Here is a 13,510-nt window from a genome sequence, read left to right as displayed (position 1 = left end):
TTATCCCTTTAGAATATCTATGGTTTGAGTATCCATTGTTTTTTGTGTCGTAAAAGCAGATACATTCGCTTCATACGATCGCATTGCTTCTATTAAATCTACCATCTCGATTACGGGATTTATATTGGGGTAAGCAACATATCCATCCTCATTGGCATCGGGATGCTCAGGTTCATACTTCATAACAGGTTCATTTTTTGCATCTACAATCTCTTTTATACCCACGCTACTTAGTGGTTTTTGAGATATATTTTGTTGATTGTTTAATCCCTTATCTGAGTTTGAATTGTTTTTTTGTTGTTGGTTTAATAAAATCTCTTCAAATATAACATTTTGTTTTTTATACGGTCCACCTTCAGCTGTATGCGTTGTTTGTGCATTGGCAATATTTGCACTGACAACATTGATTCTTGTTCGTTGTGCACCCATTCCAGATGTTGCAATATCGTAACCATCAAAAAGTGACATCAGCTGATCCTTTCTTATACTTGCATTCGCATAATCTCTTTATATGCGCTTAATGCTTTATTTTTAACTTCTAACGCCAGTCTCAAACTCAATTCCGCTTCTTCAATTTTTTGAACGGCTCCTTGCAGATTGGTCACTTTACCTGTTGCAATGCCTTCCATTGCATCATAGGCATCAACTTGAGTCTTATTGACTGAGCCAATGGCATCACTCAACATTTTTTCAAATGAATCGCCAGCAACTGGCTTCGTAGTATCTTGGGTTAAACTTGTTTTTCCAAGATTTATACTGTTTGCAATTTCTGAAATATTCATTTAAACTCCTCTGTCTTAATTTGTTGCCGCATCTTGAATGGTTAAATCCGTCAATAATGCATCAATTTTGTCTGCGTTATGTTTAAACTCTAACTCAGCTCGTTTATTATCTAAGCTAAACGTACTGATAATCAAAGAGAGCATAATATTCGAAATGCCCTTTAGTATTATTGTAATCGCAATAATACTAAAAATCATCTCTATGGGAGTGAACAAATCCGCATTCACTACAAAAAAAATAAGTGTTCCAAAAAAACCCGTTGCGATATACAATTTAAAAATACCGCTATTGATTATGCTTTGAGAGAATCTTTCAACTACCAAGACCGTTCTCTTTTCACTCTGGCATAAAAAGTATATGAATCAAATTGTTGTGTCACTTTTTTTAATCCCTAATTTATATTCATTAGCAAAGCATCAATAACCGAGTTTAACTCCAACGTCACTTTGTCATGTGTAAATTCACAAGCGAACAATTTTCTAAGACGACCTGTTGTTGAAATACTCTCAGATGACGATACATTACCTATATATTTTATCATAAAATCCGAATTCAATCTATTTTTTTGGGCCAAATTTTCTAAAGATTTTGAAATTGTAAGCCCAATATTGTGGGTTTTTGTATGATTAAAGCATAACATAAGCGAACTTTTATCTTTGGACAACATTTTCATTAAAGCATAGACATCTGTTAAAGCACTGGGATCCGTGGTAGTAAGAGCTAAAATATTATCGGAAATATTGAGAAATTCTTGGACATAATCATTTAAACCTGCCCCTGTATCAACAATTAAAAAATCAAATTCATCCAAATCTAACGTGTCTTGAACGATACGTGAAAGCACAAATGAGTTTGAATGATTGGAATATTTATATCCGCTTTTTCCAGCAAGCAATGAAAGATTTTCATACGGAGTTGGAAGAATCACTTCTTTTAATGTTGCTTTGGCATCAATATAATCAAACAGAGTATATTGAGGTTTTACATTGAGTAATACTTGCATATTGGCCAATCCAATATCTGCATCGATGATAGCAACTTTATACCCTTTTTGAGAAAGAAGGTAAGAAATATTCGCAGTAAATGTTGATTTTCCTACCCCACCTTTTCCAGAAGTAATGGTAATTAATTTTGTTTTAGAATTTGAATTAATAGTGCGTTTTGATTGAGTCATATTGACAAGTTTTGAAGCTTGTGCTGAAATGGAATTGAACAAAAATTATCTCCTATGACAACTTCTGTTCATAAAACATTCAATTAAAAAAGAGGAGTCAGACACAATCAAATCATCGGGGACATTCTGCCCAATTGAAAAGTATGTAATTGATTTTTTAGTTTTATGCGCAAAAGATATTAAGTTACCGAAACTTCTTGTCTCATCCAGTTTGGTAAAGGTTAAATAATTAATGCCCAATCGTGAGTAGTTATTATATATCTCTTGCAAATCGGTTTGTTTCACATTTGCAGGCAAAACAAGCACCTTTTCAATAGGTAATTCATCAACCTTGACTTGATACTCATTGATCAATTCAATTTTATCTACATCGTATTGACTGCTTCCTGCGGTGTCTATAAATATGTAGTTACAATCTTTTAAACGCAAAAGAGCCTCAATCAAATCTTCAGGTTTTTTAACCACTTCTAAAGGCAATCGCATAATATTGGTATACGCTTGCAATTGCTCAATGGCACCGACTCTAAATGAGTCAAGCGTTACAATACCAACTTTATAATTTGAACTCATTTTATACGCATATCGAGCTGCCAGTTTTGCAATGGTTGTTGTTTTTCCTACACCCGTAGGTCCAACCATCATAATGATTTTTCTTTGATGTTTTCGCAAAGGATCTTCATGTTTTATGGGAATAATTCTTCTTAAAATCAATTTGAAAAAATCATTTATTTTTTTAGGATTTGATTTCATTGCCACAGGAAGTTGTCTGATGGTTTTTTTCATAATGGTATACGTCATCTCTTGATCAAACTCATTTTGTTCAAATAACGAATACATGTCCACAAATTCAGGTGGTATCGTTAAATCATAGAGTTGGCTTTTGGGATCCCAAATCGATTTTTGTACCTGTTCAATGGCATCTTGCATTTTAAGAATTTCTTCTCTAAAATCATAAAATTTAGCTTGAAATTCCGTATCTTTTCTCGGGTCTTTTACCACTATTTTACTGGTATAAGATTTATCTTTTTTATTTTTTTCTGTCTCAATGGCCACAATCACTTCATACATATTTTTACTCGAATTTGAAGCATCCGAAATTTTTTTTGTTGAAATAACAATGGCCTCTTCACCACACTCTCTTTGAGCATTTTGGAGTGCAATACTGGGTGTTTCACCTAAAAAAGAGAGCATATTCATTGTAATCTACCATCTTTATATATTTTTTCTATTTTTCCATCATCTCTTTTGATTCTAATATATTCATCATTCTCATAGATCACTTTTCCATTCTTTTCTATTTGTAACGAACCAAAATCAAAAACAACCGACTCTTTTTTATATACTTTTACATCATTATGACAAAGAATTGACCCTTTTAATATGAAGTGTAAAGTAACGTATGTATCATTATTTAAATCAGTTAATGTAAGCGGTATACAATGATTGGGTTGAGAGACATTTTTAGCCATCAAATCTGTAATTAAAACTTTTTCATTGTACCCTATCTCATTTTTTGCAACCAACAAACTTGCAGCATTAAGATACAGAGAAAAGCTCAACAGAAAAAATATTATCTTCAAATAAAACTTAAGCTTTAATTTCAAAAATATTTCCTCCAGTTTGAGCAGTTAATTCATCTACAATCTCTTTGTACATCTGTTTTACAGGTAAAACAATTGAAGCCAATTTGCCATTTAAAGCATATAACTCTCTTAATTTTGCTTCAAGATTATCTACTTTATCCCGATATATATTCACATCCACACCATTTTTCATGACATTGACAAGTTCGGTATTGAGTTTTGTCTTTAATTCCACAATGGTTTCCATATACTCTTGTTTGATTTCATTGCGTTCAAGAAGTTTTTCGTGATTGGCCAGTTTAATATCTTCAATATCATCATTAATTGACTGTTTTAATTTTTCAATAATTTCAATCATTTCGTTTACAGTGGTTTCTATCATTTGTTATTCTCGCTTAAATATTTATATAACATATCGCTGATACCTAATGTCCCACTTGAAGTTTGTGCAATGGTATCGGTATACATTCCTTTTATAATATCTGCCCCCGTACCTTCACCTGCAATAGGAGTTGATTTCAATGAAATTTCCATGAGTTGCTGAGTAAAAAATGATTCAAAATCATCACATACTTTCTTTAAACTCTCATCCGTTTTAATGCTGTTTGCATTGATGTTTTTATATCCATCGGTCTGATATTTTGATTTATCAATATAGTTGGCTTCTAAATTCATTGTTCTATCCTATCGAAGAAATTTTCTTCATTTAAAATATCATTGCTTGTATTTTGAGCATAAAACCGCATTTCAACTCTTCGGTTTTCTGCTGGATTATTACTTTTGGGTTGATACGATGCAAATGCCGATACTTTTAATTGTGCAGGGTCAATTCTATTTTTAATCAACTCTTTAACAACAGAAACAGCCCTTAAAGCTGAAACGTCCCAGTTGTCTCTTGGTATTGTATCACTGGTATACATATTTCTTGATGTATGTCCCATAATTTCAATATTATAAATCTGTGGCATTGTCCGAATAACACGAGCAATTTTCCGAATAAATGATTTTGCTTCATCTCGGGTGATATTATATTCACCCTCTTCAAACATCAAGGTTGAAGGAATATCCAACACAAACTCATTCTTGCCTTGTATGAGTTGTATCTGTTGGTCTTGTTGTGCCGTATCGTTTGCCACTTGAACTATCTGATCCACTTCATCAACGACCTCTTGATTGTCGCTTGATTCAACAATATCTTTGTTCTCATTTGCAGTTGGACTGTCCGAATGTTTTTCAGAGTGATCAATGACCGTATCATTATCATCTAAAAAACCCATTGCTTTTTTCATGATGTTGAAATACTCTTCAACTTTCTTTTTGTCCATAACTGCCATAGACAAAAGCAAAATAAAAAAGGTTAAAAGCAGTGACATTAAATCACCAAATTGTACTAACCAACCTGGAAGACATTTTGGACAATCAGGACATTTGTTTTTAGCCATTTTTTATCTTTTTATTCAATTACTTCAACTAAAGCCGCATTTAGCCTCATTTTGATGTTACCAATAGATTCTTCCGCCGCAATCATTGAAGCACCATTAATGATAACCTCACATGATGCCACTTCAAGTGAGTGTTTTTGAGTTAATTTACTCTCCATAACACCCGCAAACAGCGTTCCAATAAGAGCTCCATACAATGTTGTTAATAAAGCAACTGCCATTGCCGGACCAACAGAAGCTGGGTCAGAAAGGTTTGCAAGCATCGCAACCAAACCAACAAGTGTTCCAATCATTCCCATAGATCCAGCCGTACCACCAATGTTTCCAAACATTCCAATCATGGTATTGTGTCGTTTTTCCATGTGTTCAAGTTTTGTTTCCAATAAAGGAACCAAAACATCGGGTTTTATTCCATCAACAAGCAGTTGAAATGCCTCTTTAAAAAAAGGGTTATTCTCTTCTAAAACTTTTTGCTCAACATGCATAACCCCATGCTTTTTAATCTCAGTCGCATAAAAAATGATTTTTTCTACCAACTCAGGTAACTGCTCAAAAGAGACGGATTTCATAGCAACTTTCATAGCTGAAGTCATTCTTTTTAAATCCGATACTTCAAATTGTCCCGCAGTAACAGCAATGGTACCACCAATAACAATAATAACAGAAGGAATATCAACATAAGGAATAAAACCTACTCCTCCTAATACAATGGCCAAGACAATAAATGCCCAACCAGCGAATAATCCTCCTGCTGTACTCTTATCCATATTTAGTTACCCAATCCAATTTGACTTAATCGGGTCTGTTCATTCCCAATACTTTTTATTTTTAACCCAAATTTTCCCTCAACAATAACGGCTTCACCCTCACCAATTTTGATTCCATTGACTAAAATTTCTAAAGGTTCATTCACCATTTGTTCTAACTCAATTATCTCTCCAATATCCCATCTTAGAATATCTTTAAGTAAAAAAATTTTTGTTCCAAGCCGAACACTGAGTTTTAATTTGATATCAAACAGAAGTTTTAAATTGGTAATTGAGTCTTCACCTAAAAGCGACAACAAACTTGAAACGTGTTCATTAACAGGAGCGGAAACTTTTCCCATAGGTGATGGAGTAGATGAAGCAGAAGCCGATGGAGCAGCCGCTTCTACTTGAGGTTCTACCCCACTTATTTCATAAATAAAAGGCAATATACCCTCATCAAATGCGATTAATACGGGAAGTTTCTCATCTTCCATATTAACGCCAAATTTGAAAATGTTTTCTTTGTCTTTAAACTTCTCAGCACCAACAATTTCACTGCCCAATGATTCAAATTTAACGGTACCTAAATCTTCATACCCTTGTGCATTTACAGACGTTGTGATACTTCCACATATATTGGCTACAATTTCATTAACTGCATCAGCAACTTCATCATCAATATGCTCTTTCAGTTCACCCATGCCACCTAACATTAAATACTCAAATTTTCCAGCAGAAATAGTAGGTATATAAAACGCCCATTGAGAGGACAAGGTTTTAAACTCAAATTTGACATTGACTTCAATAGCTTGAGAAGACTCATACTCTTTTGGATCAACTTTTGAAGTCTCTTCAATTGAAGTTTTTTTTGATAATAGTTGCTCTAGAGTATTTGATAACTCTTCTTTTATGATATTTGATAAATCAGATGCCAAACATTAACCCTTTTTACTTATTATTCTCTTCCATAGCGGCCAATAATTGAGCTTTAATTCTCATCATATCTTCCGTTGGATATTTATTTTCTACGTTTCCTCGTGTCACTTTTACAAAGAAATCTTGAGAACTTTTATTGTAACCAAATCTTACATTGTCTAATATAACTTCGTTACTCTCTGTGGTAATTGGATTGGTTGTGTTATTTTTATGCTGTTCATTGGGATCAACTTTTTGATCTTCATTGGTTTCTTGAACTTTTTGAGTTTTAGCAATTGCGTTCACTTTTGCTTGATCAATTTCAGGTATTCTTCCTATATCCATAATAGCCTCCTTCGATTGTGCATGTTTTATATCATTATACCAAAAAAAATTTAAAATTAATAAATTTTCTTATTATCGAGCAAAATTCTCACTCTCTTATAATGATTCCATAAAAACATCCAAGTTCTTAATATCAAAATCAATTAAGGTATCGGTATAGGGGTGCGCAAAAAACTGTTTTGCACTGTTGATTTTTAACTCTTGAACCAATTGCACACCCGTTAAAAAATTCGCTCCACTGTCATTTAAAAGTGCTTTAATAAAAGAAATTTGTAACGATGCTTCTTCATATTTTCCAGATTCAAGCAATGCAGCAACCATCATGTAAAGAGTATATTTATCTTGAAGTTTATATTTTTGTTGTAAATATTCTAAAATATTGATGGTTGCTTGGGAATTATTATTGTGCAGTAAATCCAATGCTTTGGTTCTTAAATATGAGGGAGAATAGTAATCATCGATATTAAATTCTGCTTTATCAAACATCGCCAATCCTTTTAAAACATCTACATAAAAGTTTGTAATAATTAATGAACCTTCTAAAAAATTGTCATTCAATGTCAAAGGGATGGTATCTTGTAATCTTGAAACATAGGCATAACTGTTTTCGCCACTTTTTCGAATAACCAAATGCATGAGATATACTAAGGGATCTTTGTAATTCAGTGTAAACAGATCCTCATTACCATTGAGTTTTTTTCCACTGTTTAACTTTTCGATAACTTGTAAAGCATTATGTAAAATCGTACTTGAGTACCCATGAGGTTTTTCACTTACGTCTGCTTTTTGATTAATAAACTCTTTGTACAATGTTTGTCCAAAATATTTATATAATCCTTGTTTAGAAGTAATGTTCGTCTCTATATATTTTTCATCTTTAACTTCCATATGCATTATTTTTGCACAAATCAGTGTCATTACTGCATAGAGTTTGTTTCCAGGATTAAGTTTATATGATTTATTAAAGTATTTATACGCATTATTATAATCACTGATTTGAGCATACGAAAGTGCTAAATTGTAGTAAATATAAGATTTTGTATCTTCATTACGAATGAGATTTTGTAATTTTTGTACTCGAATAATAGGATCCATTTTAATTAAATTAATAAATTTTGCATTATATTTAACCATGTTTTCTAAGCTTTGTAAATTTTGCGCCGAGTTAAAAATAAACCCTTTAGAAGAGTCATAAATAATCTCCTCTTTATCCGAAAATACAAACGGTGCAAAATAAAAAATCATATTGATTTTTCTCTCTAGGCTGTAGTTTGTAACAAAATCCAAATACTCTTTGGTAGAGTATTTATAAGGATTAAAAGTGATGAGAATGGGCATATCTCTATTGATTAAAAAATGATTCTTTCTTTCATCCAATATGGTCAAATGCTCTTGCAATTTTGTTAAGTTATTTGATTTTAAATCTCGATAGACCATAAACCATAAAATGGTATCGATTCTTTTTTCATCCAGCGCATCTTTATAGGCTCTTTCTAACAAAGCCTCTGATTTGGAATAATCATTTAATTTCAGATATATAAGCCCTTTTTTTAAATCCATTGGCGATTTCATGGCATCTAAAACTTTTAATGCACTTTTGTAATCTTTTAATAAAATAAAAGTATCCGCCAGCATTCTTTTGGCATCTTCTGGCAATATTTTGTTCTTTTTTGCTGTAAATATGATGGATTCTAAGTATCTTTTTTCATTGGTAATTTTATACAAATAGTATGATGCACTCATAAAAGAGTAAGGATTGTTGTAAATTGCCTCTTCAATATTATAAATTTGTTTCAAATAAACGGTGGCATTGTGATATGAATTGAGCTTATAATAAGCAATTCCAATATTTAAAAAAGAGGGGATTTTTAACACTTCTGCTGTATTTTTTAAAATTTTAATGGCCTCTTCATACTCACCTTTTGTTAAAAGCAGTACGGCTTTATTAAAATCAACTTGAAGTGCAAAATTGGTCTGTTTTTTCTTTAATTTGTCATAGGTAAAAATAATATTGGGTTGAGATTCAAGGGTATCGCCCTCTTGTGCATGTAAAAAGATGGTCAGTAAAAGTGACAGCAGTATGAACAGTTTCATAAAGTTTTCTCACTATACCATGGTATGTATTTGGGCATATAACTCATCACACCTGGTTTCCAGAACATCCACTTTATGTCTGAGTTCTGAATTTTCAACTCTTAACTTTTGCAAATCCGTTCTTGCAACTTGTAAATTGTCATGCTTTGACTCTAAAGCCGACAAACTTCCTTTGATTTTTTGCTCATAATTCTTTTTCAAATCTTCGAGTTTTGTTTTTTCATTCTCCAGAATACTCTTCTCTTCGTTAACTTTTTTATATAAACTTCGATATACATTCATACTTGAAAAAAAATATAAAACTAAAATGCCAAGAATTGTAAGTAATAAAAAGTTTTCCAAATATAGCCCTTATAGACAAACAGATAGAAAAAATTCTATCTGTTTGTAAAATAAAATTATCGTTTTAAGTTAATTAATGTATTTAACAACTCATCTGAAGTTGTAATTGATTTTGCATTGGCTTCAAATGCTCTTTGAAAGACCATTAAGTTAACCAAACTCTCACTTAAATCTGCTTTACTTAACTCTAAATTTTTTCCAACAACATCTGCTGCTTTTGAGTTATTTGTACTGTAAATTGGATCTCCAGATTCATTGCTTTTTGCGAATAAGTTGTCACCAATAGGATTTAACCCTCTGTTGTTATTAAACATGGCAATTGCAATTTGACCAATGGCAAACTCTACTCCATCTTGTTTAATGGTAATCAACCCTGTTCTGTCAACAGAAAATTCACCAAATGCAGTATCTGAAATACCCAAAGTATCCAATCTTAACTGCAAAGAGTCTTTTGAAGAAGTTTGATCAATTGTATTAATCATTTCCATAAATTCTGCACCTGCACCCTCTCGTCCACTGTGAGTTGCATTTTTTTCAATAATTCCAACAGGAACAGCTGTTTCATTTAAAACACCATTGAATTCTACATCAAAATTTGAGTCTTTTGTTTTAATGACCAACGCATTATTAATCACTTCTGCTTTTATGTACAATGAAAGTTCCGGATCACTATTAATATCTGAAGCCATTGTTGTTATATTGGTAATGCCATCTGTCCCTGATGCAAATGACCAACTTATAGGTCCAGAAGCTGGAACAGTTACATTGGCTTGCGCATCTTTATCCCAAATGGTCACTTGATAATCAAAGTCCGCTCCTGCACTTAAAGTAGTTGTAGAGGGTGTCATTGTAAATAAATCTGTAGGAAGAAATACATCTCGTTGTTTCCCAGTAACAGCCATTGAGAGAGCATCTCTTACAGATTTTAATGCACCCAATCCACTTCCTGCTTCTGCATTAACACCATCTGCGGTTAAAATGCTCCCATTGATCTCTGTGCTTCCTTTAATGGTTACTACACCTGAAACAATAAATGACTTACCAGGAATCAAAGATTCAATTTTTAATACCCCACTGTTAACATCTGTAGTAGCAGTACTCTCAGCATGAGGTGATGCGGCTTTAACCGTGTAGGCTTTGATACCTGGAATTGCTCCAGTAATCTTATCGGCAAGTTTTTTCATTGTGATTTCATATGATGTATCAAATTGTTGACTATAAGGTACCCCATCAATGTAAACACGGATAGAATCCGATGTGGTTGCTAAGTTACCATTTGCTTGGTCATCAAAATCAATATAGGTGGTTTGTGCAACAGCGGTAGCAGAAGCCCCATCAGGATCCTCTTGATATTTTTGCAATGCAGTGGCATAGGCTTTTTGTAACTCTTCAATGTCAGAAATTTTTCCAGATTCAGTGTTATATCCTGCCCCTGTAAATACTGTAGAAGAATCTCCCTTAGCAGTTTTATTATAATCTGTTGTTTTTGCACTGATTGTCTCAACATAGGTATCATGATTAATAATTTTCGAATGAACCAATTTTGTGTATGCATTGGTATAATTTGTAATATTTGGATTGGTGGTAGTAACGTCAGCATCGGTATCAATTTTACTCATGACCCAACCTTGCACTTCGTTACCGTTTGCATCTTGCAATGTTCCATTGTCCCCCATTCTCAAATTTCCCGCTCGGGTATAATAGGTTTCAGAGGTTCCACCACCGTTTTGTTTATCGGTTACGGATAAAAAACCATCACCTTGAAGTGCCACATCATATGCCACTCCAGTTGGTTTAAGACTTCCTTGTTCAAAGATTTTTTCTGCATCAAGAACTTTAGACCCTTTCCCAATTTTATCTTGATACATTTGATCTGCAAAAGCAATTCTTGATGATTTGTATCCAACAGTATTTACATTCGCAATATTATTTGCCTCATTATCCAATGCTGCTTGATGAGAAGCTAATCCGCTAATTCCGGTCCAAAGTGCACCAATCATAATAAATCCTTTTAAAAAGACAATAACGTCTTATAATTTAGAATACTTTTCATATTCAAGTATCAATATTTCATTAAATACTGATATTTAAATATCACACACCTACAACTTATTTTTTAAGTTGTATGGCTATATTTAAAAATTCATCTGCAGTTGTAACAGACTTAGAGTTTGATTCATAGGCTCTTTGAAAGGTCATTAAATCAACCAAACTCACCCCTAAATTTGAGTTACTCAACTCCAATGCTCCACTGACAACTTTTGAAGCATACGCTGCATTAATAGGAGCGCCAGAAGCATTTGTTGAAGTGTATGATTTATCCCCATGTGGGATTAAAGAGGATTCATCTTTAAAAGCAACTGTAGGTATTTTCCCAACAGCATATTTATTGTCCCCTTGAACCATATATATTACACCGTTAACAATTTCTGCTGTACTGAATTGATTGTCAGAAATACCCAATTCTGTTAAATTTAATTGCAAATCGGTTAAGGCATCTAAATCCATTACCACATCTGTTGTTGTTGTTCCAGGATCAGGGATACCAATGTTTGTTTCAATTCGATTCAGTGTCGCATTGGCTGCTGTCATGGCTGTTTCAAGTGCCGCATAACTTGAATCTAAAGCAGCTTTTCCACTCCCAACAACTGCATCCGTTGAGGCAATCGTATAATACTCTTGAGCATTAATCAATGGCGTATTAATATTAATATTCTCTCCTGGGACCAATGTGTTAATGGTTAACGCCCCTGTTACTGGATCAAATGAAGCATCTTTTATGCCCAATGTTGAAGATAACTTTTCTGCAAATAATTGCATGGTTGTAACTGCATCGGTATCAAATTGTTGTGATATTTTACTCGTTCCAATCATAATACTGATAGAATCGTTGGCAGTTGTTAATTTTGTAGCATAATCAGCAAATGTCGCTACTGTGCTTTGATTGGTAGAAGCTACTCCTGCATTTGCGGAGTTAGCAGCATATGAAGCCAATTTATTTCTGTAATCAACTTTTAAAAGCTCAATATCAGCTATTTTTGATGAAGATGTTTTCGTCACTCTTCCTGTTACTCCATCAACATTGTCACTTGCAGTTGCGTTATAGTTTGATGCTTTTACATTAATACTTTGAACATTCGTTGGTGTTTCAATGGTTTGTGATGCCATGAAATGTGGATAGTCTTTATTAATAACCATGTTTCCAGTCACAACAGCGGGGTGTCCTTGAACAGGCAAACCTGTTGAAGTTAAAAGTTTTCCATTGACACCTATTTTAAAATCACCTGCTCGTGTAAAAAGTTTTTCATCATTTATAGCATCGTAACTTATAAAATAACCTTTCCCATCAATTAACAAATCCAAATTATTATCTGTAATTTTAGTACTGCCTTGTGTAAAATCTTTTTGAACTTGTGTTGCAGACGTTCCTTTTCCCATACCATTTTGATACAGCATATCTGTAAAAGAGAGTCTATCCGATTTATACGCAACTGTATTAACATTGGAAATGTTATTTGATTGGACATTTAAGGCTTTTTGAAATGCATCTAAGCCTGAAATTCCATTGTATAATGCACTGATCATAATAGGCTTCCATCCAATATTCGTGTAATATTGTTATACTGTAAAAGAGTTGGCTCATTTGCATAAACAATTTTATTATCTTCTGTTAACCCTAATATTTCATAGGCTTCTACGTTAAGCGTACCATCTTGAGACATAACAGAAGAAACCCTAAATTGTTTATCCATACCCGTATCTGACTTTTCACCATTTTCAACAACTTGTCCAATAATATTTGCGGCACTGGCAAGTGCTGTTTGTGCGAAAGAAGTTTGTAAAGATTTCATCGCATCAATGGTTGCATTATTGGTTTCAATATTTGACATTTGCATTTGATTGGTCAACATTTGTGCAGAATCCATTGGTTTTGTTGGATCTTGTTGTTTTAACTCTTCTAACATCAATTTCAAAAAGTCGGTATTGGTTAATTTATCATTACTGATTGCACTTGTATACGAATTTCCATTTGAATCAACTGCTGTGCTTGATTGTACTGTATCTACTGCCATAATAAACTCC

At 33.1% G+C, this 13,510-nt stretch carries 17 protein-coding genes; all 17 read right to left on the bottom strand.

All coding sequences use genetic code 11. From position 1 onward, the window contains the following. Positions 1 to 468 (bottom strand): flagellar basal body rod protein FlgC, encoded by a 468-nt coding sequence (flgC, locus tag ACNI3C_RS07295; RefSeq protein WP_419769159.1) that lies wholly within the window; start codon positions 466 to 468, stop codon positions 1 to 3. Positions 469 to 482: 14 nt separating this feature from the next. Next, the gene (gene fliE, locus ACNI3C_RS07290) at positions 483 to 782 is read right to left on the bottom strand and encodes a flagellar hook-basal body complex protein FliE (protein WP_419769158.1); all 300 of its coding nucleotides are present in this window, start codon (positions 780 to 782) and stop codon (positions 483 to 485) included. Between the two features lie 15 nt (positions 783 to 797). Beyond that, positions 798 to 1,106 carry a hypothetical protein gene (locus ACNI3C_RS07285; protein WP_419769157.1) on the bottom strand — a complete coding sequence of 103 codons (309 nt, stop codon included), beginning with the start codon at positions 1,104 to 1,106 and terminating at the stop codon, positions 798 to 800. Between the two features lie 68 nt (positions 1,107 to 1,174). Further along, a complete protein-coding gene (locus tag ACNI3C_RS07280; RefSeq protein ID WP_419769156.1) occupies positions 1,175 to 1,999 on the bottom strand; it encodes a P-loop NTPase in 825 nt (274 codons plus the stop codon). A gap of 3 nt (positions 2,000 to 2,002) precedes the next feature. Then, positions 2,003 to 3,154 (bottom strand): flagellar biosynthesis GTPase FlhF, encoded by a 1,152-nt coding sequence (gene flhF / locus ACNI3C_RS07275; RefSeq protein ID WP_419769155.1) that lies wholly within the window; start codon positions 3,152 to 3,154, stop codon positions 2,003 to 2,005. Next, on the bottom strand, positions 3,151 to 3,561 hold the full coding sequence (locus tag ACNI3C_RS07270) for a hypothetical protein (RefSeq protein ID WP_419769154.1): 411 nt from the start codon (positions 3,559 to 3,561) through the stop codon (positions 3,151 to 3,153). The genes flhF and ACNI3C_RS07270 overlap by 4 nt, the downstream gene beginning before the upstream one ends. Further along, the gene (locus ACNI3C_RS07265; RefSeq protein WP_419769153.1) at positions 3,545 to 3,922 is read right to left on the bottom strand and encodes a hypothetical protein; all 378 of its coding nucleotides are present in this window, start codon (positions 3,920 to 3,922) and stop codon (positions 3,545 to 3,547) included. Before ACNI3C_RS07265 ends, ACNI3C_RS07270 begins: the two co-directional genes overlap by 17 nt. After that, positions 3,919 to 4,215: a hypothetical protein gene (locus ACNI3C_RS07260; RefSeq protein WP_419769152.1), complete on the bottom strand. Its 297-nt coding sequence runs from the start codon at positions 4,213 to 4,215 to the stop codon at positions 3,919 to 3,921. The genes ACNI3C_RS07265 and ACNI3C_RS07260 overlap by 4 nt, the downstream gene beginning before the upstream one ends. Further along, positions 4,212 to 4,982 carry an OmpA family protein gene (locus ACNI3C_RS07255; protein WP_419769151.1) on the bottom strand — a complete coding sequence of 257 codons (771 nt, stop codon included), beginning with the start codon at positions 4,980 to 4,982 and terminating at the stop codon, positions 4,212 to 4,214. Before ACNI3C_RS07255 ends, ACNI3C_RS07260 begins: the two co-directional genes overlap by 4 nt. Positions 4,983 to 4,993: 11 nt before the next feature. After that, positions 4,994 to 5,749, bottom strand: a complete 756-nt coding sequence (locus tag ACNI3C_RS07250) for a motility protein A (RefSeq protein WP_419769150.1) — start codon at positions 5,747 to 5,749, stop codon at positions 4,994 to 4,996. A 2-nt stretch (positions 5,750 to 5,751) separates the two neighbouring features. Further along, positions 5,752 to 6,666, bottom strand: a complete 915-nt coding sequence (locus ACNI3C_RS07245; protein WP_419769149.1) for a FliM/FliN family flagellar motor switch protein — start codon at positions 6,664 to 6,666, stop codon at positions 5,752 to 5,754. Between the two features lie 13 nt (positions 6,667 to 6,679). Then, the gene (locus ACNI3C_RS07240) at positions 6,680 to 6,991 is read right to left on the bottom strand and encodes a flagellin (RefSeq protein WP_419769148.1); all 312 of its coding nucleotides are present in this window, start codon (positions 6,989 to 6,991) and stop codon (positions 6,680 to 6,682) included. Positions 6,992 to 7,087: 96 nt separating this feature from the next. After that, on the bottom strand, positions 7,088 to 9,085 hold the full coding sequence (locus tag ACNI3C_RS07235; RefSeq protein ID WP_419769147.1) for a tetratricopeptide repeat protein: 1,998 nt from the start codon (positions 9,083 to 9,085) through the stop codon (positions 7,088 to 7,090). Positions 9,086 to 9,097: 12 nt separating this feature from the next. Further along, positions 9,098 to 9,427, bottom strand: coding sequence for a hypothetical protein (locus ACNI3C_RS07230; RefSeq protein WP_419769146.1), 330 nt, complete (start codon positions 9,425 to 9,427; stop codon positions 9,098 to 9,100). 56 nt (positions 9,428 to 9,483) lie between these two features. Continuing rightward, entirely contained in the window at positions 9,484 to 11,427 is a 1,944-nt protein-coding gene (locus ACNI3C_RS07225) for a flagellar hook-basal body complex protein (protein ID WP_419769145.1), read from the bottom strand. A 109-nt stretch (positions 11,428 to 11,536) separates the two neighbouring features. Beyond that, positions 11,537 to 13,012, bottom strand: coding sequence for a flagellar hook-basal body complex protein (locus ACNI3C_RS07220; RefSeq protein ID WP_419769144.1), 1,476 nt, complete (start codon positions 13,010 to 13,012; stop codon positions 11,537 to 11,539). Continuing rightward, positions 13,009 to 13,500 carry a flagellar hook assembly protein FlgD gene (locus tag ACNI3C_RS07215; RefSeq protein WP_419769143.1) on the bottom strand — a complete coding sequence of 164 codons (492 nt, stop codon included), beginning with the start codon at positions 13,498 to 13,500 and terminating at the stop codon, positions 13,009 to 13,011. The genes ACNI3C_RS07220 and ACNI3C_RS07215 overlap by 4 nt, the downstream gene beginning before the upstream one ends. Between the last annotated feature and the right edge of the window lie 10 nt (positions 13,501 to 13,510).

This window comes from Marinarcus sediminis (SeqCode), assembly GCF_048571275.1.
GTDB classification, from domain to species: Bacteria; Campylobacterota; Campylobacteria; order Campylobacterales; family Arcobacteraceae; genus Marinarcus; species Marinarcus sediminis.
This window is presented reverse-complemented; position numbering and strand designations above follow the sequence as displayed.